Annotated in this window: 17 protein-coding genes, 1 tRNA gene and 1 riboswitch; of the genes, 7 read left to right on the top strand and 11 right to left on the bottom strand. The window is 55.1% G+C overall.

Features of this window, described 5'->3' with window-relative positions; all coding sequences use genetic code 11:
* Nucleotides 1–62: 62 nt before the first annotated feature.
* The 3 genes from cpaB to HG15A2_RS10775 all read right to left on the bottom strand — a co-directional run bounded on the left by cpaB (nt 63) and on the right by HG15A2_RS10775 (nt 2,621).
* Nucleotides 63–1,061, bottom strand: coding sequence for a Flp pilus assembly protein CpaB (cpaB, locus tag HG15A2_RS10785; RefSeq protein WP_145060262.1), 999 nt, complete (start codon nt 1,059–1,061; stop codon nt 63–65).
* Nucleotides 1,062–1,381: 320 nt separating this feature from the next.
* On the bottom strand, nt 1,382–1,957 hold the full coding sequence (locus HG15A2_RS10780; RefSeq protein WP_145060261.1) for an A24 family peptidase: 576 nt from the start codon (nt 1,955–1,957) through the stop codon (nt 1,382–1,384).
* Between the two features lie 475 nt (nt 1,958–2,432).
* On the bottom strand, nt 2,433–2,621 hold the full coding sequence (locus tag HG15A2_RS10775; protein WP_145060260.1) for a Flp family type IVb pilin: 189 nt from the start codon (nt 2,619–2,621) through the stop codon (nt 2,433–2,435).
* 226 nt (nt 2,622–2,847) lie between these two features.
* A riboswitch (cyclic di-GMP riboswitch) is annotated at nt 2,848–2,961 on the bottom strand.
* Between the two features lie 402 nt (nt 2,962–3,363).
* Between HG15A2_RS10775 and HG15A2_RS10770 the strand changes: the two genes are divergently transcribed.
* Together HG15A2_RS10770 and HG15A2_RS10765 are read left to right on the top strand one after the other, a co-directional pair.
* Nucleotides 3,364–4,272, top strand: a complete 909-nt coding sequence (locus HG15A2_RS10770; RefSeq protein WP_145060259.1) for a hypothetical protein — start codon at nt 3,364–3,366, stop codon at nt 4,270–4,272.
* Nucleotides 4,269–5,285, top strand: coding sequence for a DUF362 domain-containing protein (locus tag HG15A2_RS10765; protein ID WP_145060258.1), 1,017 nt, complete (start codon nt 4,269–4,271; stop codon nt 5,283–5,285). Before HG15A2_RS10770 ends, HG15A2_RS10765 begins: the two co-directional genes overlap by 4 nt.
* 112 nt (nt 5,286–5,397) lie before the next feature.
* Here the strand turns inward: HG15A2_RS10765 and HG15A2_RS10760 are convergent, their stop codons facing one another.
* From HG15A2_RS10760 to HG15A2_RS10750, 3 genes are all read right to left on the bottom strand, one after another.
* The gene (locus HG15A2_RS10760) at nt 5,398–6,153 is read right to left on the bottom strand and encodes a PEP-CTERM sorting domain-containing protein (protein WP_218932488.1); all 756 of its coding nucleotides are present in this window, start codon (nt 6,151–6,153) and stop codon (nt 5,398–5,400) included.
* 379 nt (nt 6,154–6,532) lie between these two features.
* Nucleotides 6,533–7,876, bottom strand: a complete 1,344-nt coding sequence (locus HG15A2_RS10755) for an MFS transporter (protein WP_145060256.1) — start codon at nt 7,874–7,876, stop codon at nt 6,533–6,535.
* 217 nt (nt 7,877–8,093) lie between these two features.
* Nucleotides 8,094–8,166, bottom strand: a tRNA-Ala gene (locus tag HG15A2_RS10750).
* 164 nt (nt 8,167–8,330) lie between these two features.
* On the opposite strand from HG15A2_RS10750, the gene HG15A2_RS10745 reads away from it, so the two are divergent.
* The 4 genes from HG15A2_RS10745 (at nt 8,331) to HG15A2_RS10730 (ending at nt 14,501) form a co-directional block, all read left to right on the top strand.
* Nucleotides 8,331–9,401: a lysylphosphatidylglycerol synthase transmembrane domain-containing protein gene (locus HG15A2_RS10745; RefSeq protein ID WP_145060255.1), complete on the top strand. Its 1,071-nt coding sequence runs from the start codon at nt 8,331–8,333 to the stop codon at nt 9,399–9,401.
* Nucleotides 9,402–9,580: 179 nt separating this feature from the next.
* Entirely contained in the window at nt 9,581–13,015 is a 3,435-nt protein-coding gene (gene ileS / locus HG15A2_RS10740) for an isoleucine--tRNA ligase (RefSeq protein WP_145060254.1), read from the top strand.
* Nucleotides 13,016–13,087: 72 nt separating this feature from the next.
* The gene (gene purN / locus HG15A2_RS10735; protein WP_145060253.1) at nt 13,088–13,729 is read left to right on the top strand and encodes a phosphoribosylglycinamide formyltransferase; all 642 of its coding nucleotides are present in this window, start codon (nt 13,088–13,090) and stop codon (nt 13,727–13,729) included.
* Nucleotides 13,730–13,733: 4 nt separating this feature from the next.
* Nucleotides 13,734–14,501: a PIG-L family deacetylase gene (locus HG15A2_RS10730; RefSeq protein WP_145060252.1), complete on the top strand. Its 768-nt coding sequence runs from the start codon at nt 13,734–13,736 to the stop codon at nt 14,499–14,501.
* Between the two features lie 82 nt (nt 14,502–14,583).
* Here the strand turns inward: HG15A2_RS10730 and mscL are convergent, their stop codons facing one another.
* The 3 genes from mscL to HG15A2_RS10715 form a co-directional block, all read right to left on the bottom strand.
* A complete protein-coding gene (gene mscL / locus HG15A2_RS10725; protein ID WP_145060251.1) occupies nt 14,584–14,982 on the bottom strand; it encodes a large conductance mechanosensitive channel protein MscL in 399 nt (132 codons plus the stop codon).
* 118 nt (nt 14,983–15,100) lie between these two features.
* On the bottom strand, nt 15,101–16,153 hold the full coding sequence (locus HG15A2_RS10720) for an RluA family pseudouridine synthase (protein WP_145060250.1): 1,053 nt from the start codon (nt 16,151–16,153) through the stop codon (nt 15,101–15,103).
* Complete coding sequence (locus HG15A2_RS10715; RefSeq protein ID WP_145060249.1) at nt 16,150–17,097, bottom strand: hypothetical protein; 948 nt, start codon at nt 17,095–17,097, stop codon at nt 16,150–16,152. Before HG15A2_RS10715 ends, HG15A2_RS10720 begins: the two co-directional genes overlap by 4 nt.
* A gap of 311 nt (nt 17,098–17,408) precedes the next feature.
* On the opposite strand from HG15A2_RS10715, the gene HG15A2_RS10710 reads away from it, so the two are divergent.
* Nucleotides 17,409–19,433 carry an ATP-dependent helicase gene (locus tag HG15A2_RS10710; RefSeq protein WP_218932487.1) on the top strand — a complete coding sequence of 675 codons (2,025 nt, stop codon included), beginning with the start codon at nt 17,409–17,411 and terminating at the stop codon, nt 19,431–19,433.
* 43 nt (nt 19,434–19,476) lie between these two features.
* On the opposite strand, the gene HG15A2_RS10705 is transcribed toward HG15A2_RS10710, so the two are convergent.
* Together HG15A2_RS10705 and HG15A2_RS10700 are read right to left on the bottom strand one after the other, a co-directional pair.
* Complete coding sequence (locus HG15A2_RS10705) at nt 19,477–19,848, bottom strand: GxxExxY protein (protein ID WP_218932486.1); 372 nt, start codon at nt 19,846–19,848, stop codon at nt 19,477–19,479.
* Between the two features lie 59 nt (nt 19,849–19,907).
* Nucleotides 19,908–21,446, bottom strand: a complete 1,539-nt coding sequence (locus HG15A2_RS10700) for a YifB family Mg chelatase-like AAA ATPase (RefSeq protein WP_145060246.1) — start codon at nt 21,444–21,446, stop codon at nt 19,908–19,910.
* Nucleotides 21,447–21,553 lie beyond the last annotated feature (107 nt).

The raw sequence follows: 21,553 nt of genomic DNA, 5'->3' as shown, positions 1-21,553 counted from the left end.
CAGGGCATCCTTGCCTGACCACCATTGCGGGAAATTGAAAAGGTTACTGGTCTTGCTAGCGTCTACTTGATCCGAAGATCAATCGGAAAATCGGCATCGGCATCGTTCTCAATCGGCTCTGAATCTTCAATCGGTGCCCCGATGGGTGGGGGCAACAAAGCAGAGTTGTTACCCGATAGGATCGGATCACCTGCCGCGGTGAACTCTATCTTCGAGACTTCGTCTGGGTAAATGATCGTCATGGAGAACGGTGGCTTCACTGGGGCCATACTGCTCTGCATGTCCTCAATGCTAGGAACAATCGCTTCAACAGTACTACGTTCCATTTCGCGATTGTTACTAGTGCTGCGACCTAGGAGCGAGTCGATGTCCACTTCGTTATCGCTGATGATTGCCTCATCGTCGGCGTTACGCGGGATGAGGCTCACGTCGCCAAGGTTCTCAGCAAGGGTAATCGTGTTGGCTTGTTTAGGAGTTACAACGAGCGAAACGGTTTTCGCTATCGTGCGTGACTCTTCGCCATCAGCCGAACGCTCGACCTTTTGGTCGACTGCAAAAACTCGAATGTTTTGCAGGAACACTTTCGTGCGAGGTGTGAAGATTCCTTCTCGTTCGTTGCGCGAGATAAAAATTTGAAGATCAACTCGGTTGCCAGGCAGGATCAAGCCGGCGGCACTGCGACGGGCATCGACCGAGATGGTCTTGATACGCATGTCAGCCGGAATGGCACCGAGGGTATCGATGTGCTGCCCCTTGGCGAGCAGATGACTATCGAGAATCGGTGCACCTTGCAAAATCGTGGCACGAGGGCGACGATCTTCTAAGTCTTCCCAGGCTGCGATTGCTCCGACGGGCACCTTCTCTTTGGGCCATTCTTCGAGCGTGACGAGTGTCTCGTCAATCGGGTCGCCTAGATTCACGGTTTGAACTGCGACGTAGATCGGCACAGTTTCAACCTGAGCTGGCTTGCCATTGCTATCGAGAACTTGGCTAATGCCAATCGAAGCGACCAGGCCGCAGCCGAGCGCAAGAGCTAGTAGTACGAGTGATTTGGGACGCATCACACCCCCCCGGGGTAAAGCGAGAGCTCTCAGTTTGGGTCGGTTCTTCTTGAACCGGCTTGGCTAGTTTCTCTCAACTTGTCTTATGGTTGGTGAAGGGCCAAAAGGTTGGCCTCTCGTGCCGCCTGCACTCGAAGGTGCGGGCCATCTTGCCAGCGGCGATCTGGTAACTTAGTTTTGATTCTGCTTGCTTCGCTTGTTGGGCCTTTGGCAGCCCGGTTGGTTACGGGCTTCGGGGCCTAGTCGCTATCTTCGGCACGCCCGGCATAACCGGTCCAATCAAAAGGACCAGAAATGCCCTCTTACTCAAGTGCAATCACTCAGACAAGCATGCCCTCCCAGGCAAAGTAGCCAATCGTGCCGATTGCCATGGGGATTCCGTAGGGGAGCAGGAACATGCGTTGCTTACGTTCGGCAGCAATCTCAGCCAACTTTTCCGGGTCTTTGACCGTGGCGATCTCGTTCAGGATTCCCCAGAACTGGTCTTTGTGTTTGTTCCAGGAACGCTTGTAGAGGATCATGCCGAAGGCAATGACACCGCCCACGATGGCAGTCCAAGCGAAGGCGTAAAAAGTGGTTTCGCTCCACATCCAAGCACCCACTCCAGCCAACAATTTCACGTCGCCAGCACCCATTCCACCAATGGCGTACAGAGGCAACAACAGGCCAAGGCCTATTGCCGTCCCAACTATGCTCCACCAAAGTCCCTCAATGGGGGGATATCCGGTCAGCGTGGCGCTGTAAACCCAACCGCTGATAATCATCGGAAAGGTGATCGCGTTGGGAACTTTCAGCTTGATACCGTCTATCACGGCGGCAACCACCAAGGTGATCGTGACGACCCACACGGGCCAGGATTCGCCGAGACCGGCAAAGAATGCTTGGAAATCGAACATGAGGGAGCTTCCAAAAAAGCGTTTGGGGATAGTAGTTTTGGTCGTTTTCGCTGTAGCGCTGGCCTACCAACGAGGCATGAACAGGACGGCAAACACGGCTGATACAGAGGCAAATCCGTAGCAAACCAGATGGCATGCAATCTTGATGAGCTCTTCCGGCATGAGACTAATCATGGTCGGCACTCCAGGAATTACGGGGTTTCATCACTTGTTAATGGCTGCTCCATAAATCTCATTCAACAAAGCGGCCAAGCAAAAATAGCCTACGATTTCGGTTCCGGCATAAATTACGCAGACAGAATGGTCTGTTTTTCGGGAAAACCTTATCGGCAGGTGTTGGTGACTATTGCCTCACCGCGACAATTCGATCTTTCCCGCACTCTTAGCAGAAAAAACCCCCGGAGACGCCTATTGCATCTCCGGGGGTCGTAATCGTAAATCCCTAGATCAATCCATGTAGGGCGTCGTTCACAGATCAGCTACCAGTCGTGGTGCTCAATTGAGTCGCGACAGCGTTGAAAGTAGCGCTGGCGTTAGTACCAATTGAACGGATAGCGGTCAAGCAAACGATGATGATCAGAGCGAGCATCACAGCGTACTCAACAGCGGTTGGACCGTCTTCCGACGCCAAAAAATTCTGTACCTTCTGAGCAAATTTCTTCATGATAATCTCCGGTTTTCGATGACCAGCACAAGACTGGACACCCTACATGGTTGTCGAGAGGAATGCTCTCGGTTTTCGACTCCATCACCCGCGACGATTCCCCAAGCTTTTAAAGACTCCGGGCATCGCGAGCCTGCACTCCTCGAGCGACAGGGCCAGGTAAATTCAAATTAATGCGTTTCATCCACTCTCGCCGCAGTGCTGCGTCGCCGTAACGAAGCATCCTTTCGGCAGCCGAGCTTTCGTATTCTTCACGAATAGGATCCCTGAGGATCCTGTCATGAAGACTCCGTCTCTAGCTTTGCGTCCCAGCCTTTCGGTCAGGTTGCCTTTGTCGAGGATGAGTACACAGCAGGCTCATTTGCGAGCAATGCTCTTCGCTTTTAACTTCCGTGAGAGAATCGCGGACGAGACCAGGAGAAGAACAAACTCGCAGGTAAACGCCTGCAGCGTTCACCACCGAAGCTGACGCCAGTGAAGGTCGTCGACTCCACTTGAAACCTATGTCAGCTACCACAGGTGTCAAAGCAAGACTGGAGAATCCTGCGGGATTCTCCAGGTGCCCAGTCCTTACAAACGGAAACCCTTGCCCCTTGAACACATTTTGTTCTGCTGATGCAACGTGAACTGGCCCCTGTGTTGCGTTTTTGCAACCTAAGTTTAAGGAGAAGTCGTCCCGTAGTAACTGCTACGAGATGGGCGTCATCCCCAACAACCAAGTTTGATTTCATGGTTTGAGTTCATGGAACTTTCCCGACACCTCCGACGACTGCATGAGGCAACCATCTGGTGCTACCAGGGAAATACGCTCGAACCGGCTACCGAGCCGGCTGCCTGGGCAAGTTTGGCGCTAGGTAGCCATGGAGACCGTCTAGCAGCTTTACGACCCGCTCGCTGGCTGGCCGAACAGCAACAAGCTAACGGTGCAGTTGGAGTCAGCCGGAAACTACAAACACCACGCTGGCCGACCAGCCTGGCGATGCTCGCATGGTACTTTGCCGATCAATGGAACGAAGCCGACAATTTCGAGTTGCCCCTGAAGAAAGCTACCGAATGGACTCTCCAGGACCACGGACGCGCCGGCCCGGTAAGTCGCCAGGCTGGTCACGATACAACACTGGCTGGTTGGTCGTGGGCAGCTGACACACACTCCTGGATGGAGCCGACCTGCTTCTTCGTAAAAGCTCTGACACAGTTGGGCTTAGCAAAACACCCACGCGTCCAGACTGGCGTTCGCATGATCGTCGATCGCTTGCTACCTGCCGGCGGATGCAACTACGGCAACACATTTGTACTGGGTCAGGAATTGCTCCCCCATGTTCAGCCCACAGGCATTGCCATGTGGGCATTGGCCGATCATCCAACCGACGACCCTCGAGTGACTGCTTCCTTGGATTATCTCCTGAGAAAGATCGAAGCGGATTCCTCAGCCGCTTCGCTTTCCTTTGCCCTCTTAGGGCTCACTGCCCATGACCAGCGTCCCAGCAAGGCGAATGAGCTCGTGCTGCGGAAGCTCAAACATCTCGATGAGATTGGGTCGAAAGCAACCTATCCCTTGTCGCTATTGCTGCTGGCCGCCCACGAACAGCCGTTTGTTCCGAAGAGGAATGTGGCTGCAAACCTAGACGAACAGACCGTGAGTGCCGGATGAACGATGAATTCCCCAAATGGAGACCAAGCCGACGAACCGTACTCTCGGTAGGCGCAGCAAGCGTTGCCAGCGTAGCAGCAGCAAAGTTTTTGCCTGCCCTGCCCTCTCGCACAGCAGACGTGTTCATAGCGCGCGGCCAGTCGTATGACGGCGGGCTTGTGAAGACCATTGAGGACGGACTCGCTGCTTGCGGATTTGACGGTAAGCGCTATCGCGGCAAACGCATCTTACTAAAACCCAATCTCGTGGAACCGTCGAGGGAAATTCCTCACATGACGACTCACCCTTCTATGGTGGTCGCAGCAGCGGAAGTCTTTCGTCGTTGGGGTGCGACTGTAACCGTGGGAGAAGCCCCGGGCCATGTGCGAGACACGGAAATGGCACTAGTCGAATCGGGCGTAGGAGAAGCACTTCGCGATGGGGGCCTCGATTTTGCCGACTTGAACTACGAGGCGGCAAAGGCAAAGCGAAACAAAGGTGGGCTGAGTCCTTTGCGAGAAATCTACTTCCCGCAGAGCGTTCTAACAGCCGACCTAGTCGTATCCATGCCCAAGATGAAAACCCATCATTGGGTCGGACTCACATGTGCCATGAAGAACTTCTACGGCGTCTTGCCGGGAATCAAGTACGGCTGGCCCAAGAATGTGCTCCATCACAATGGCATTCCTCAAACCGTGATCGATATCAATTGTACGCTGCCCGACACACTGGCGATCGTAGACGGCATCGACTGCATGGAGGGAGACGGCCCCATTATGGGCAGCGTGAAACATATGGGTCTGGTATTAGTTGGGCAGTCGTTACCTTCGGTCGATGCCACTGCAGCTCGAATCATGCAACTCGATCCCCAAGCTGTGAGTTATCTACGTATCGCCCCCAACCGTCTCGGCCCAACCGAAGAAAGCATGATCCGCCAGCAAGGCGAGCGGATCGAGACCGTGAGCAGTCGCTTTGCGATACTTGACGAGCCCCATTTGCGTCAGCTTCGCCCTGTCGGTTCTGAATTCACGTAGGCGTATTAAAAAAAAGAGTCCGCTACGAAAAAGAGCCCCACCGAAGTCGGCAGGGCTCTCTCTCTCTTAGTCGAAAGCTCCTCGCTCGGGCGTTGCCGCCCCAGGGTGAAGTCTAGCGTCTGCGACCAGCGAGGCCGGCACCACAAAGGGCCAGTCCAAGCAATGCAATCGAGGCTGGTTCAGGGACTTCGTTCCGATCATTCTCAGGAATGATGACGATTTGAAATTCTTTCTTTTCAATGAAGGCACTCGACGCGGCTTCACTGATTGCAGTCAGATTGTTGTTGATTACGACTTCAACCTTCGTAACCAAACCTCCGTGGCCCGTCAATCCGACAGTAGCGTCTAGATCCCAGGCCGACCCGCCTGGATCAGTTAGCAAGTCCGCTGAGTAGCTCACAATCTCGGCAGGTAGGTTGATTGGTGCACCTAGGTCAATTCCATCGAGAGCCGTAATACTCACTTCAATGTAGGCCACGGCCGATACATTTGTGGCAGCTGTGCCGGTGCCAGTGAGGACGGTTAGTCCATTCTCTTTTACGGTAATGGAGGTTAGACCGACTTCCGGAAGAGTCTCTACGTTGAAGTTGAGTTGGCCGTCAGTAATGTCGCCACCACCGCCCGCGCTGAAGGCGGCAAATCCTGATGGGTCGAAATCCAGACCGACTATGAAACCATCGGGAGCACCGTAAAGAGGCGTTGGATCGGTAGCTGAGTCTTCACTGATATCAGTGAACTTGACTCCAGCTGAAGGGACAGAAACGTCCGGGTAAGAGATAGATGCCGCATCCGCACTGTGCGCGCAGATCACAGCGATCGCAAGACCGCAGGCCGCAAAGGCCTTGGAGAACAATCTATTCGAAGTCATTAGGCTACCCAGTTCCAGTTGTAAGTTGAGATAAGTCTTTGTGAAAAAAACTGGCCCACTCGGGAAGCATGGAAAACCCAAGGCTTCACAAGCATAGAGGGAGGAACCGTCTGCCCAGACGAACCTATAAAGACCTCCCACTCCCAAGCATTTTAAGCAAGCAAACGATGAAATGCAACTAATCGGCACACAAAAAAACGAAGATTGGGTAATATCGGCAGTTTTTAACATCGCTGACAACATAGATACGGCTCAGAGCAATTGGAATTCACCCCGCCACGGGAGGGTTCAGAACAACTATTCTGCAGCGTTACTTTCACCTGGCAGCCGGAATCAGTCAGATTTCTGTAGTTGCTACGCGAACTTCTGAAGTGTTTGCTCATGAAATCTGCCTTCTTTTGCCGGGAGTGAATCCCACTGCGATCAGAATCCAACAGCTTGCTGAGATCGCGGCGGGAACGAGCCAGAATTGGAGCCAGCGTTCTGGATCGACGGCTCCAACTGTGCTGGTGAGCAGCGTTCGTTCAGATATCCCAGCTAGAACAGAACTCGTTAAGTGCCCCAATCCCGAAGAGCAAATTACTAACAAGCCTTGAGCGGTCGCGCGAAACCGACTGCCGGACACCTGATTCACGTGTACCTGCAGAGTAATGCTCACGAAGGTATAGGCTGCCCCATGCAATAGAATTGCAGCGTACATGAGGACCACCCTTACAGTCTCGGTCGAACTCCCGGCAACAATCGCCAAGAAACCGTACCGCAGAGCCCAACATCCTACGCCGGCAAGCAGCACCGCTTTCAAGCCAACGCGAACTAAGAGAAGGGGTAGCAGGAGCATACAGCCCACTTCGACGATCTGCCCGAGAGTCATCTTGGCAGCGGCATGGCCGAGTTCTAGGTGGTTGAAGTACAGATTGCCGTAGCCGTAGTAAAATTGCGTTGGCAGGGCCGCCAGGAATGCCACTACTAGCGAAAGCGCCATGGTCGGTGCACTCAATAATTCAAGCGTTTCCCCACTCAATAGCCGACGCGCTAAAGTCGATTTACGTCGGATTTGGCCTAATTTCGCAGGTGGCGTGTGGGGCAGGCAAAGGCAATACACGGCGGAGAGGATTTCCGCCGCAATACCCAGTTTCATCGGGGTAATCGCCCTCTCGATCGAATGCCCGGTGAAACTCGGCCACAACCAGCCGACCGTCACGCCCGCCAAAACCCAGCCGATGGTTCCCCAAGCTCGTACGATGGGAAATTCTCGGGTGTTATCGGGCAAATGATGGAATACGAGAGCGTTTGTCAGCGAATTTGTGGGAATGTAGCAGATAAAGAACCCAACGAGCGCCGTGTGAAATGTTGCTTGAGAGGCTGCATTCACCGCTACCGTTAGCATGCTTGCCGCCAATAGGTGCAGCACTAAGAGCAACCTATCTGCGGGGATGTAGCGATCAGCTAGCAAGCCGGTTAGAAACGGCGAAGCGATCGCGCCAATCGAGGCTGCCCCGACTGCAAAGCCTGCAAAACCAGCGGTAAAGATCCCCAGCCCGAGATCACCAGTATTGGCCGCGATGAAGCTGCCAAGCGTAACGAACCACAGGCCCAAGCTGTAGTGCTGGAGAAACATTCCCACAGCCAACTTGCGGCGAAGGCTAAACCAGCTAGAACCGGGCGGGTTGGGCTGGGCTGCCCCCCCAGCGGGCTCGACCCCTTCTAACACTGATGAGGCCATAACTGAGAGTCAATTCTGGCCTTAGGAAGTAGCCTAGTGGACAAGTCCACAGGGTTGCCTGTTGATCTCGCAGCCAGCTAGATGTGGAAAGACAGGCTTCTGCGGACGACAACGCCAATTCGGGATTGGCAGTTGGGTAGTCGCCGACTCAGGCCCGCTAGTCTGCCTAACGACAGCGCCGTCAGCAACAGCACGGTTGCCTGTGACGCGATCAAAGTGGAGGATACCGGGCTCGAACCGGTGACCTTTTGGCTGCCAGCCAAACGCTCTCCCAACTGAGCTAATCCCCCGTAGGACCTCGTGCTTTGCCTAGGCATTCCTAAAAACGTAGCACTTGGGATAATTCGGCTCGCGGGGCAGACACCGTTGAGTCGAAAAGTGAAACTATCACTGAGACTGAGGATTGTCAACGCAAAGGGCTCACTTAGCCCCCAAATCCCATAGTCCCTATCGCATGCCAGACTCTGCCGCAAAACGCCGACATCGACTCATCGCCACTGCCAAGGTGCTGCTGGCAGTAGGTATTCTCGGCTTCTTGCTTTACAGACTACGTGGGGATGATGTATTCACGCGCCTCATCAGCGAGCCTAAAGAGTGGTCTCGTCTGCTGCTAGCTCAAGTAGCAATACTGTCAGCCTTCTCGCTTAGCTGCATCCGCTGGTATCTGCTCGTGAAGGCACTGGGAATCAGCTTTTCATTGAAAGACGCGTTCCGACTTGGATCACTGGGATTTTTACTCAGCCAAGTATCGCTTGGCAGCATTGGCGGCGACTTATTCAAGGCGCTCGTCATTGCCCGCGAGCAGCCAGAGCACCAAACTCACGCGGTGGCCACGGTCGTGATCGATCGTATTGTGGGCCTCTACGCCATGATCTTGGTGGCAAGCATTGGCTTGTTGATCGCCGGCGGGCTGAGCGAATCCTCCGAGGGCCTACGCACGATGGCCCAGATTGTCGCGGCGGCGGCGGTGATTGGCACCGGAGCGCTGATTGCCCTGTTTATCCCTGCAATGACCAGCGATGCGATCAGAAACCAAGCTTCCGTTGTGCCGGGAATCGGGTCGACGTTGGCCCAATTAGTAGATGCTGCGCGTGAGTACCGCGACCAACGCGGCGTCGTACTCACAACGATCCTGCTCGGCATTGGCACCCACCTGCTCCTTGCGACTGGGCTGTGGGCGATCGGTTCTGGGCTGCCGCTAGAGGCTCCCAGCTTCGCCAGCATGCTACTGATCGGCCCACTCAGCCTGTTCGCCGGTGCCCTGCCCTTGACCCCCAGCGGCCTGGGCACGTTCGAGGCCACGATGGAAATCCTCTATAAAACGGTGGGCTGCGCCAAAGGCGATGGCACGCTCGTGGCCCTGACCTATCGGGCGATGACCTACGTCGTGGCGTCCATCGGAGCGATCTATTACCTCAGCGCCAGGCGCAGCATCGATCAAACCTTGCACGACGTGGAAGAAGGCCTTGGTGCAGAGAGCGGCAAGCTCGATGCCACGGATGTGGTGAGCGGAGAGTTGCTCTAGGCCACGCCATTCTAAACCACGCCGCTTGCGGCTTAGCCGGCAACTTTAGGCGTATACCGAGTCTCGTGAACCGATGCCCCTGGGGAATGGTCTCGTTTCTCGGTAAGCTATCAGATTCGTTACTGCCACTTAGCCACAAGCGGTTGTTGCCTACACCCTTTCCACTTTCCCAGTTAGCTATGTTCCCCCCTGTCGATAAAGAAAAGTCGTTTCCTCAGCGTGAAGAGGCCATTCTCGATTTCTGGAAAGAGAACGGCATTTACGAGAAAACCCTCGCCGCGCGCGCGGAAGCTCCGCCGTTTGTGTTCTACGAAGGCCCGCCCACGGCTAATGGCATGCCGCACCCAGGGCATTGCCTCACACGCTCGATCAAAGACTTATTCCCTCGCTACAAGACGATGCGCGGCTACCGCTGCGAACGCAAAGCCGGCTGGGACACGCACGGCTTGCCGGTTGAAGTGGAAGTCTGTAAAGAACTAGGCATCCATAGCAAAGAGGACATCGAGAACTACGGCATCGAGCCATTCATCCAGCTCTGCCAGAAAAGCGTCTGGCGTTACATGCAGGAATGGGAACGCCTGACCGAACGTCTCGGCTTCTGGGTCAATCTCGAAGAGGCCTACGTCACCTACCATCAAAGCTACGTGGAGAGCGTGTGGTGGAGCCTCAAACAATTGTTCGATCGCGGGCTGCTTTACCAAGGCCACAAGATCGTGTGGTGGTGGGCCCAAGGCGGCACGGCGCTCTCTGCCGGCGAAGTGGGTCAAGGCTATCGCGAAGTGGCCGACCCGAGCGTGTTTGTAAAGTTCCCGCTCCTGGAAGATGGGCAAGTCACGAAGACCTCGCTCGTCGTGTGGACGACAACTCCTTGGACGTTGCCCTCAAATCAGTTTGCAGCCGTTCATCCAGAGATCGAGTACTCTACGGTTGAGGACGCGGAAACCGGCGAGGGGCTCGTGCTCGCAAGCGATCTCGTCGAGACGCTGGCCACCAAGATCAAGCGCGATCTCAAAGTCGTTTCAACGTGCCTTGGCAAAGAGTTGATTGGTCGACGTTACGTGCCACCCTTCGACACCTACTACACTTTGGCGGGTGCTCAGCATCGGCAATCTTTACGTGATCAAGCAGGAGATGTTCCTTACAAACTGGGTGGCGCCCAGCGCGGCAAACTTGCCGACAACCCTGAGGCCAGCGAAACGGAAGATTGGCTCGCTTGGCGCGTTGTGGCTGCGGATTTTGTGACTACTGAGAGTGGTTCTGGTATTGTGCATCAGGCCCCCGCTTTCGGTGAAGTCGATTACGATGTGCTTGTTGCTGAGCAAGCTCGATTTGCCACGGGTGAAGGTCCAACACTCGTTAACTGCGTTGCCCCCGACGGCAAATTCACAGACGAGGCGCCAGAATTTGTTCGTGGGCGCTGGGTAAAGGATTGCGATAAGGACATCAATCGCGACTTGAAAGAGCGCGGGTTGATGTTCCATCAAGAGCAGTATTTGCATGATTATCCGTTCTGCTGGCGTGCCGAAGAAGATCCGCTCATCCAGTACCCGCGCGAGAGTTGGTTTATCAAAACCACTGAGTTCAAGGACGCGATGCTCGCCAACAATGCGGAGATCAATTGGCTGCCCGAGCACATCAAAGGCGGGCGATTCGGAAAATTCCTGGAGTCGAACGTCGATTGGGCGCTCAGTCGCGAACGATTTTGGGGCACGCCGTTACCCGTATGGGTTTGCGAGGCCTGTGGGCGGAAGGAAGCGGTGGGGGATTTTGAGGAGATTTTGGCTAAGCCGCAAGCGGCGGGGTTCGAGGTTTGGGACGAGGCCAAGGCAAAGAATCCCGAATTGCCGGACGACCTGCGTGTTCACAAACCTTACATCGACGCGGTTACTTTTAGCTGCGAATGTGGCGCCACCATGCAGCGCGTCACTGAGGTGATCGATTGCTGGTACGACAGCGGCGCGATGCCCTTCGCCCAATGGGGCTACCGTGGCCAAGAGGACGGCCCCGAACGAGAACGCTTCGAGAGCCAGTTTCCCGCTGACTTTATCAGCGAAGCCCTCGATCAAACGCGAGGTTGGTTCTACTCGCAGGTTGCTATTTCAACCATGCTGTTTGGAGACAATCAGCCGGCACCCCATCCTTTCAAGAATTGTATCGTGCTCGGACTGATGCTGGGTGAAGACGGGCAGAAGATGAGCAAGAGCAAGCGGAACTACCGTGCGCCGAGTGAGATCTTCGATCTCTACGGCGCGGATGCCCTACGCTGGTACTTCTTCGCGAACCAACCGCCGTGGACTTCCATCCGATACAGCGAGCAGGCCATCAAGGACAGCGTGCCGGAGTTCCTCTTGCGGCTGTGGAATGTCTATAGTTTCTTTACGATCTATGCGAATATCGATGGATTTGAGCCCCAGTCGGCCAGCTTTGGAGTGAAGACTCCAAGCGACGAAACATTTCGACCGGCTGCGGAACGTGGCGAGCTGGATCGCTGGATCCTTAGCGAGTTGCATCGTACGTTAGCGATTGTTGTCGAGCGGATGGATGAGTACGACAACTACAACGCCTGTCAGGGGATCATCGCTTTTGTTGATGCGCTCTCCAACTGGTACGTGCGGCGAAGTCGCGATCGGTTCTGGGCGAAGGACAAACAAGATCGCGGCAAGCTCGATGCCTACTGGACGCTGTACGAGTGCTTGATCACTACCACGAAGATGATCGCGCCTTTTACGCCATTCCTGGCCGAGAATCTTTGGCAACAACTTTCCGCACAGCCACTTGCCGGCTCAGCTGTTCCGGAAAGTGTCCACCTTTGCGAGTATCCTGAGAGCGACACAACGGTAGTCGATGCTCAGCTCTCAGAGCGTATGGACTTAGTACGGCTGATCTCTTCACTCGGTCGCAACGCTCGCACGAGTGCTGAGCTCAAAGTGCGCCAGCCGCTCGCCAAAGTTGAAGTCATTCTTGCGGATCCCACACACCAAGCATGGCTGGCGGAGCACGCCAATGTCATTGCGGAAGAGCTGAACGTGAAAGCAGTCGAATTCAGCGACCAGCCGGAGAAGTATGTCGACTATCAAGTGTTGCCCAACTTCAAACTGCTCGGTAAGAAGCTCGGCAAGCTCATGCCGAAGGTGAAGCAGGCCCTGGGGAAATCCGATGGAGCGGAGTTACTTACCTTGATGAAGAGCGATGGCAAAGTCACGCTGGAAGTCGAAGGCGAATCGGTCGAGCTTACCGACGATGAGATCGAGGTGCGCCTCTCCGCCAAGGAAGGCTGGGCAGCCGCCAACGATCGCGGAGTGGTCGTCGTGCTCGCGACGGAGCTTACCGACGAACTTGTTGCTGAGGGACTAGCCCGCGACCTGGTGCGTGTCATTCAAGATCGACGCAAAGAATTGGGTTGCGAGTTTACTGATCGCATCGAAGTAGGCGCCGTCACAGAATCGAAGCCGCTGCAACAGGCTCTGAGTGAATTTCAAGACTACCTAGCTGGCGAGACCTTGAGCAATTCAATCCTAACAACGGCCTTGCCTGATGTAGAAGCGACCGACATCAAGATTGGAGAACATGCCACCAAGCTATTCGTGAAGGTAGTCAGTCGCCATTCTCATTGATCCGGAGGAAACGGAGAGATTAGAGTTTTCCCGGGTCGCACTTAGGCACCACTCGTTCTGCAGCCAACTACTATGTCATCACTTCCGTCACAAATTAGCCTTGCTGTATTGATTTCCGGTGGGGGTCGGTCTTTGGAGAACATGCTCCAACTGGCTGCAGAGGGAAACCTCCCGGTGGAGGTTAAGCTAGTTGTTTCTAGCAATCCAAAGGCTGGTGGGCTGAAAATTGCAGAACAGGCGGGAATACCGACCGCGGTAATCGACAGGAAAAGCTATTCGAGCGATCAGGACTATGGCCAGGCAGTTTTCGACGCTTGCCGGCAGGCGGAAGTCCATTACGTGGCAATGGCCGGGTTCCTCAAGCTCGCTCCTGTGCCGGATGATTTTGCTGGCCGTGTGGTAAACATTCACCCCTCGCTCATCCCGGCCTTCTGCGGCCAAGGCATGTATGGCCAGCGTGTGCATCAGGCAGTCATCGATTACGGGGCAAAGGTAACAGGCGTCACGGTACACTTTGTCGATAACCAATACGATCACGGACCGATCATCTGGCAGCAGCCTGTTCCCGTGTTTGAAGACGACACCGCCGAGACTTTGGCGGCTCGAGTTTTCGAAACCGAAAAGGATGCCTACCCTCATGTATTAAAGTTATTGGCCGCGGGCAAAGTAAAACTACAAGATCGCCGAGTTACGATAACCAAGGGGAAACGGTAACGCGATGAACATCGACGACTTCCAACCGCTGGATGTGATGGCCGTCGGAGCGCACCCTGACGATGTGGAAATCGCCTGCGGGGGTACCTTAGCCAGACTCGTTGGGCAAGGTTACCGGGTTGGCATTGTGGATCTCACTGACGGCGAGCCTACCCCCGGTTCTCCTGGGCCTGAAGTGCGGCTTGAGGAAGCGCGACGAGCCGCTGAAATGCTAGGCGTTCACGAGCGAATCACACTCGATTTGCCAAATCGTCGGCTGTTTGATTCATTTGAGGCCCGCGTTCAACTGGCTATTGAATTCCGCAAGTATCGCCCACGATTGGTCCTCGGATTCGGCGAGAAAACGCCGCTCGCTTCGCCCGACCACTGGCAGGCGATGCAGATCACCGACGCGGCAATCTTTTATTCGCGACTCACTAAATGGGACGAGCACTTTGACGGTTTGCCAACTCACAAAATCGATGCACAACTCTACTACACGCTCGCCTTTTACAGCGCAACACCCATGGACGGGCCTGGACAGATCGTGTGTGATATTAGCGACACTCTAAACACAAAACTTGATGCTGTTCGCTGCTACGCAACCCAGTTCCCCCCCGAGAAGCAGAGTATCTTCCCCCGTGTAGAATCTTGGGCGAAGATGCTCGGCCAAACTGCTGGCTTCGAAGCTGGGGAAATGTTCGTGAGCCCGCGCACGCTCGGCACGCGTGATCTCATGGGGGCGGTGTTTGGTGACGTAGTTGTCTCGCCACCCTCGGACACGACGCTCTAACCGATTTGTAGTAGCCAATCAGCAGCGCACGAAAAATCCCACGGCAGGGGCACAGCCAACTACCATGCGATTCTTATCGTTCCTAGGCTTTTACTAAGCTATCGCGAATCTCGCGAAGGAGCTTGATCTCTTCAGGTGGCTCAGCTGGAGCAGCTTCTTCTGTCTTCTTCAAAGAGTTCATTCCCTTAATTACCATAAACAAGCAAAAGGCGATTATCAAAAAGTTAATCAACGCCTGCAGGAACGCTCCCCAACCAATCTCAGGGGCGGCAGTGCCTTCTGCCAAGCCGGGCACACTAAGCGTGTATGCTCGATCAGAAAAATCAACTCCACCGGTCAAAGCGCCAGTGATCGGCATCATGATTTTATCCACGAGTGCTTTGATGATGCCACCGAAGGCACCACCAATCACAATGCCAACAGCCATGTCAACGACGTTGCCCTTCATAGCAAACTCTTTGAATTCCTTGATCATTCCCATCGCAATGCCCTCTCCAAATTGAGTAAATCGGTAACGCCGCCGAGATGGCGCAGCACCGGTGAGCCTCTTGCCTCATGAATCGCTGTTCCCCCGATAGGTGCCAGCAATGGCGAGCGTTTTACCGCGCTTTGGCGATTTCTCGCAACAGGGATTGCATTGCTGCGATATCAGGGGCAATGGGAGCTTCGAAGGTCTGGATTTCCCCCGAATCTGGATGGGTGATAGTAATGCGATGAGCATGCAGGGCTTGCCGGTCGAGAAGAACTACTTCGTCAGCCGTCTTGTCTTGCAAATGCTTCACGCGAACGATCGATCGGAGATCGCCCATCGTCAATTGCGATCGTCCACCGTACAGCTTGTCGCACAAGATTGCGTGCCCCGCGTGCAGCATGTGCAGGCGGATTTGATGCGTTCGGCCCGTCTTGGGCTCAGCGCGAACCGTCGAGAAACCAGGGTAGCGTTCCAAGACTTCATAGAACGTCTGAGCCTGTCGGCTATCGGGGTGATCGGCATTGAGCGCCATCTTCTCCCGCTTCGATGGGTGGGGGCCAATCGGGAAGTCTACCTGGTCGCGATCGCGATCAGGGCGGCCGGAGACAATCGCCAGATATTCCTTCTTCACTGTGCGATCTTGAAATTGCTTCGCCAAATGACGATGCGCGACATCCGTTTTTGCCACTACGATCACGCCCGAAGTGTCGCGATCAAGCCGATGCACAATCCCCGGGCGAGTCTCGCCACCAACACTGCTGAGATTCTGAAAGCGAAACGCTAACGCGCTGGCCAAGGTACCGGCCCAGTGGCCCTTTGCAGGATGCACGACCATCCCAGCCGGCTTGTTAACCACAGCAAGATGATCATCCTCGTAGAGGATGTCCAAGTCGATCGGCTCCGGCTCCGGCCCGGTTGGAGCAGGTGCAGACAATTGCAGATCAAGGGACTCTTCGCCAGAGAGCTTGAAAGACGGTTTGCGTACTCGTCCGTCTACTAAGCACTCGCCTGCGTCGATTCCGCGACGAATCTGCACGCGGCTTAAGTGAGAGAGTTCGGAGGCCAGAAACGCATCCAGTCGCTGCCCAGCACACTCCGTAGGCACTTTGATCGAGTGCCCCTCGCCGGCAGGCTGGCCACTGGAATATTCGCCATCGTCAGATCGACTGGCGGCGGTCATTTCTCTTCGGTCGCAGCCGCGGGCTCGTCCTCTTCCTCAGTCTCAGTCTCAACTTCATCAGACCCCTCATTGCTCGGCACTTCTTCTGTGGCGACGGGCTCAGTTTTCTCGGCCTTAGTCTTCTCGGCCTCAGTTCCTACTGCCGCCTCTTCCTTGGGATCCTCTTCATAACGATCCTTCACGTCGCCCTCTTCATCTCCTTCGATTTTCCCCAATAACTCCTCGATGGAACCTGAGGATACGCGATCCTCTTCGGCAGGGTCGGCCTGAGGTAAGTCAGCAGCAAAGCCGGGACGAACGCCCGGCATTCCGCCACCCAGCGAATTCGCCGATGGCAATTCCGCAGTAGCAAGCCATTCGATGGCCGCCTGTCGGTCTTTGGAATCCAAAGCTTGCAGCCGCTTTTGCGCAACGGCTTGGAATGCTCCGCGAACTTTCGAGTACGCATCGGCCGCTTGATCGGGTTTGTTTTGTAGTTCTAGACAGCGGGCGAGCCCGAACTGAGCACGATTACGTGCATCGGCACTGCTGGCCGATGTGGAAAGTTGTTCGTAGATCCCCAAGATCGAGTTCACTTCTTCTAAGGCTACATCACGATTCATCAGGTAGGCCCTGGAAGCGAGAAATAGCTGACGATCTGCCCAAGTCAAATAGGCCCATTCCTGCCCGTTTACGGAAAAGTCCTCACTCTCAGCAACGAGGCGCACCGCATCATAATCTAGCGAAGTGGTCCCCTCGAAGACGGCAGGCTGGTACGCTTCCCAGAAATCGCGTTCTTCTTGAGCTCGCTGAGCACCCCAGTAGCTCGTGGCAAGATACATGCCCAGCAGCAGTCCCAAACTGGCTAGGATCCACTTGCTGTAGGGCTTTACGGCCTCGATCCAGACAGCCATTCGCTTGGCCAGATCGTTGGTTTCCAGTTCGTGACGATGTTCAGTCTTCATAGTGAATCGCCCTGTGCGGGCCATAAGGTATTGAAGTTGTCGGTGCGGACCAAACTCATGGCAAAAGAGCACCAGTTAAGACCGAAGTGTAAGGCTAGGCAAGGACTTGCGTCAAGCGGAGACGATCTGCGGGAGCTCGTAGCGATTCCTGTACTGGGACGCCTTACGTGAAGCCAACAATCCTGGTTACACTGCCAATCACCCCGATTGCCCCTTTCATGGCAGCACCGAACGACAACACCGCATGGCAGCACTACTCTCAGTAGCGCTGCTCCCCCGAAACCTAGTCAACGCGAATCCCTTATCTCAGCATGGCCGGCCTGAATCCCGCACAACGAGATGCCGTGCAGACCCTTACGGGCCCCATGTTGGTACTGGCGGGGGCTGGAACCGGCAAGACGCGTGTGGTGACGACCCGAATTGCCGAGCTGATCCGCCGTGGCACTCCTGCGGAGCGCATTCTTGCGGTGACTTTTACGCGAAAAGCAGCAGGCGAAATGCAAGAGCGAGCCGCGGTGCTGCTCTCGCGAGGTAAAAAGGGCGCCTCAAGGAAGCGTGGCAAGAAGAAGGAACCTCGCCCGCTAATTTCTACGTTCCACAGTCTGTGCGTGAAAATCCTGCGTCGGCATATTCATCAGCTAGGCTATCCAGAGAAATTTACGATCTGCGACCGTGGCGACCAGGAATCCATCGCCCGCACCGCGCTTCGTGAAATCCGCGTCCCCGATGAAACACTCCGTCCGGGCGATCTTTTAGCAATCATCAGCAATTGGAAGAACCAGTCGATCGAGCCAAAGGAAGCGGCCTCAGTAGCGGAAAGTGATCGCGAACACTTGGCTGCTGCTGCCTACCGACGCTACCAGAGCAAGCTCAAGCTTCGCGGGACGACCGATTTCGACGATCTCTTGCTGCTCACCGAACAGCTTATGACCAAGCATCCGGCGATTCGCCGTGAAGAAGCGGGACTGTTCGACCAGATTCTTGTGGACGAATATCAAGACACCAACGGCAGCCAGTATCGCATTGTGAAGGCGCTGGCGATGGGACATCGTAATTTGTGTGTCGTGGGGGACGACGATCAATCAATCTACGGCTGGCGCGGTGCGGAGGTACAACACATCCTTCGGTTCACTAAGGATTGGCCAGAGGCCAAGGTCGTGCGGCTAGAGGAGAATTACCGTTCGACCGGCGCGATTCTCGACTATGCCAACACGCTCATCGCTTTCAACAGTCAACGCCACGACAAGATTCTCCGCCCCGCGCGCGGTGCCGGCCAGCGGCCTCAGATTCTTCAGCTTCAGGACGAGACTCAGGAAGCGGAGACCGTGATTACTGGCATTCAGCTTGCCTTGCAACAACCTGGCATCAAAGCGGGTGACTTTGCCATCCTATGTCGCACCAATGAGCAGCCACGCATCTTTGAAACCGAGCTTCGCAAGGCGAAACTGCCCTACGTGTTGCTGGGCGGCATGAGCTTCTTCGATCGCAAGGAGGTCCGGGATTTGGTTGCTTATCTCAAAGTCGTCAGCAATCCGACTGATGAATCTTCGATGCTGAGGATCATCAATACGCCCCCCCGAGGAATCGGCGCCTCGACCGTCAAGTCACTCATGGCCGCGGCGGTTGAACGCGGCAAGCCACTCTGGGAAGCGATTCCTGAGGTGCTCTCCACAGGCGGGCTCCCCGCCGCAGCAGCTGGCTCCGTACAGAAGTTCCAGAAGCTCATCCAAGATCTGCAAGAGCTTGCGGAGCGTTTGCCTCCTGGCAAGCTGGCGGACGCAGTGGTTGATCGTTCCAACTATCACCGAGAGCTCGATCGCATCTATCCCGATCCCAATGATCGCGAAGCACGCCGCGCCTCGGTGGAAGAGCTGATCAACGCAGCCACCAACTATTCCGACGGCAACGACGAAGCGACACTCCGAGAATTCCTCGACGACGTGGCTGTGGGAGGCGACGACCTGGGGGATGACAAGGAAAAGGAACTGGCTCGCAACGCGGTTGCGCTGCTCACCATGCACTCTGCGAAGGGGCTTGAGTACCCTTACGTCTATATGGTTGGTATGGAGGAAGGCATTCTTCCGCATCGTCGATCACTCGAAGCGGTAGAAGCCTCAGCCATCGATGAGGAACGCCGACTGTGTTACGTGGGCGTTACCCGCGCACAGGAAAAGCTGACACTTAGTTTCGCCCTCACCCGACGCAAGTGGGGAAAGCCACGCGAAACTACGCCTAGCCGGTTCCTGTACGAAATGACCGGCCAGGCGGAGAATGCGAAGAAATCAAGCAAATCTACGAGCAAGCAGCGAAAAACTGGAAAGCGGGCCAAACCTTAGGCTTAGCCACGGATGTCACTGATAGCACGGATCGATTTTCGGCTTAGTTGACCATGCGTTTGAATTCGACCCGCTCTTTTCCAAAGTTGATAGGCAAGCCAACTTTCTTGCCTGTTGCCACCAGCTCGTTGAGCAATTGAGGCTCCTCCAGTGGGTTCAGTTGTTTTGCAACTTTCAACTCAACGAGGACCAGCTCATCGACAAGCAGGTCCGCAGAGAAGTTACCAACCACTGTGTTCTTAAACCTCACGATCATTTGGTGTTCGGTGACACACTTGTGTCTTCGCTCAAGTAGCTCGACTTGCATCGCTCTCTTGTACACACTCTCGAGGAATCCATATCCCAAGTGCTTATGTACTTCAAATGCAGAACCAATGATCGCTCCGGTGATTTCTTCGAACAGTAGCTTTCCCACGGTCAATTTCCGTGTTATCCGTGCCATCCGTGGCCAAATTGTTTCGCAGCTTTCGCCATTCACGTCCAAAACTGCCGGTCGAGCATTCGGTAGTTTACTGCCTCAGCGATGTGCTCGGCCTTGATGTCCTGGCTTGCTTCGACGTCGGCGATCGTTCTGGCGACTCTCAGCACTTTGTCGTGAGCTCGAGCAGATAGGCCCATCTCGTTTACGCTTGTTTCTAAGAGTTGCTTGCCTGGTTGGTCGAGTGGACACAGTTCGCGTAATTGTCGGCTGCTGATCTGACCGTTGCTGCGGATGTTTGTGCCGTTGAATCTGGTAGCTTGTGTTTCTCGGGCCGCCTCCACTTGCTCGCGCATTTGCTCGCTCGTTGTGCCGGGCCGGCCGTTAGCAAGCTCGCTGAAGGGTACGGCGGCTACTTCCAGGTGCAAGTCGATGCGATCGAGCAACGGACCGCTGATCTTGCTCATGTAACGTTCGACTTGCGGACCGCTGCAATGGCAATCACGGCGCGGATCATTGCGATAGCCGCAAGGGCACGGATTAAGCGAAGCAAGCAGCATGAAGTCCGCAGGAAAGTCGGTAGAGCGTAACGCTCGACTGATCGATACTTGCCCGTCTTCGAGCGGTTGCCGCAGGACTTCCAGCGTTTGCCGATTGAACTCCGGCAGTTCATCGAGAAACAGCACACCGTTGTGGGCGAGGCTAATTTCCCCGGGCGAAGGAATCGATCCGCCACCCACTAGTCCCGCATTGCTAATCGTGTGATGTGGTGCGCGATACGGTCGTCGCACCATTAGCGGTCGACTGGCTGGCAACTTGCCCATGGCGCTGTAGATTCGCGTGGTTTCGATCGATTCCTCTGCCGTGAGTCGCGGCATAATCGTAGGCACGCGTTTGGCAAGCATCGTCTTGCCCGCGCCGGGCGGTCCTACCATCAGTAAATTGTGCGAACCGGCCGCGGCCAGCATGACGGCGCGTTTAGCAAGCTCTTGTCCTCGCACGTCGGCGAAGTTTTCTTCGTACCAGTCGAGTTCCTCAAACATCTTCTCGACGCGCGAAGGCGTGGGCTCAATCGCTAGCCTTCCAGAGAGGAAAGTAGCTGCCTGGGTGAGACTTTCTACGGCAATCACCTGTAGACCCTCGACCACAGCTGCTTCAGCGGCATTCTCGTGAGGGACGATTAGCGTCTCGATCCCTTCCTGTTTCACTGCCGCCATTGCCATCGAGAGCGCCCCTTTAACCGTTCGTGTGCTACCATCGAGTGCAAGTTCCCCCACCACGGCATAGCGGCTCAATAAATCCGATTCGAACTGACCGCTGGCCGCAAGCATGCCCAACGCCACAGGTAAATCAAACGAAGCGGCCTGCTTGGGAAGTTCTGCCGGGGCAAGGTTAATAACCACGCGGTTATCAGGTCGCACGAAACCACTGTTCACCAGTGCCCGTTCAATACGATGCACACTCTCCCGCACGGCCGCCTCAGGCAATCCGACAAGTACCGTCTTCGGTATGGCAGCAGGCGATACATCGACTTCTGCCTCCACGGGCAATGCGTCGATGCCAAGGAGCGAGTAGGTTTGTAGTTTGGCTAACATGGGAAATTCGACCTGCTTAAAGGGTCTTATTTTGAACCACGAATTGTACGAATCTCACGAATGTTTGTTGCATCGCTACTGGTTTAAACCTCTCGCTTTATATTCGT

The organism is Adhaeretor mobilis (assembly GCF_007741515.1).
Taxonomy (GTDB): domain Bacteria; phylum Planctomycetota; class Planctomycetia; order Pirellulales; family Lacipirellulaceae; genus Adhaeretor; species Adhaeretor mobilis.
This window is presented reverse-complemented; position numbering and strand designations above follow the sequence as displayed.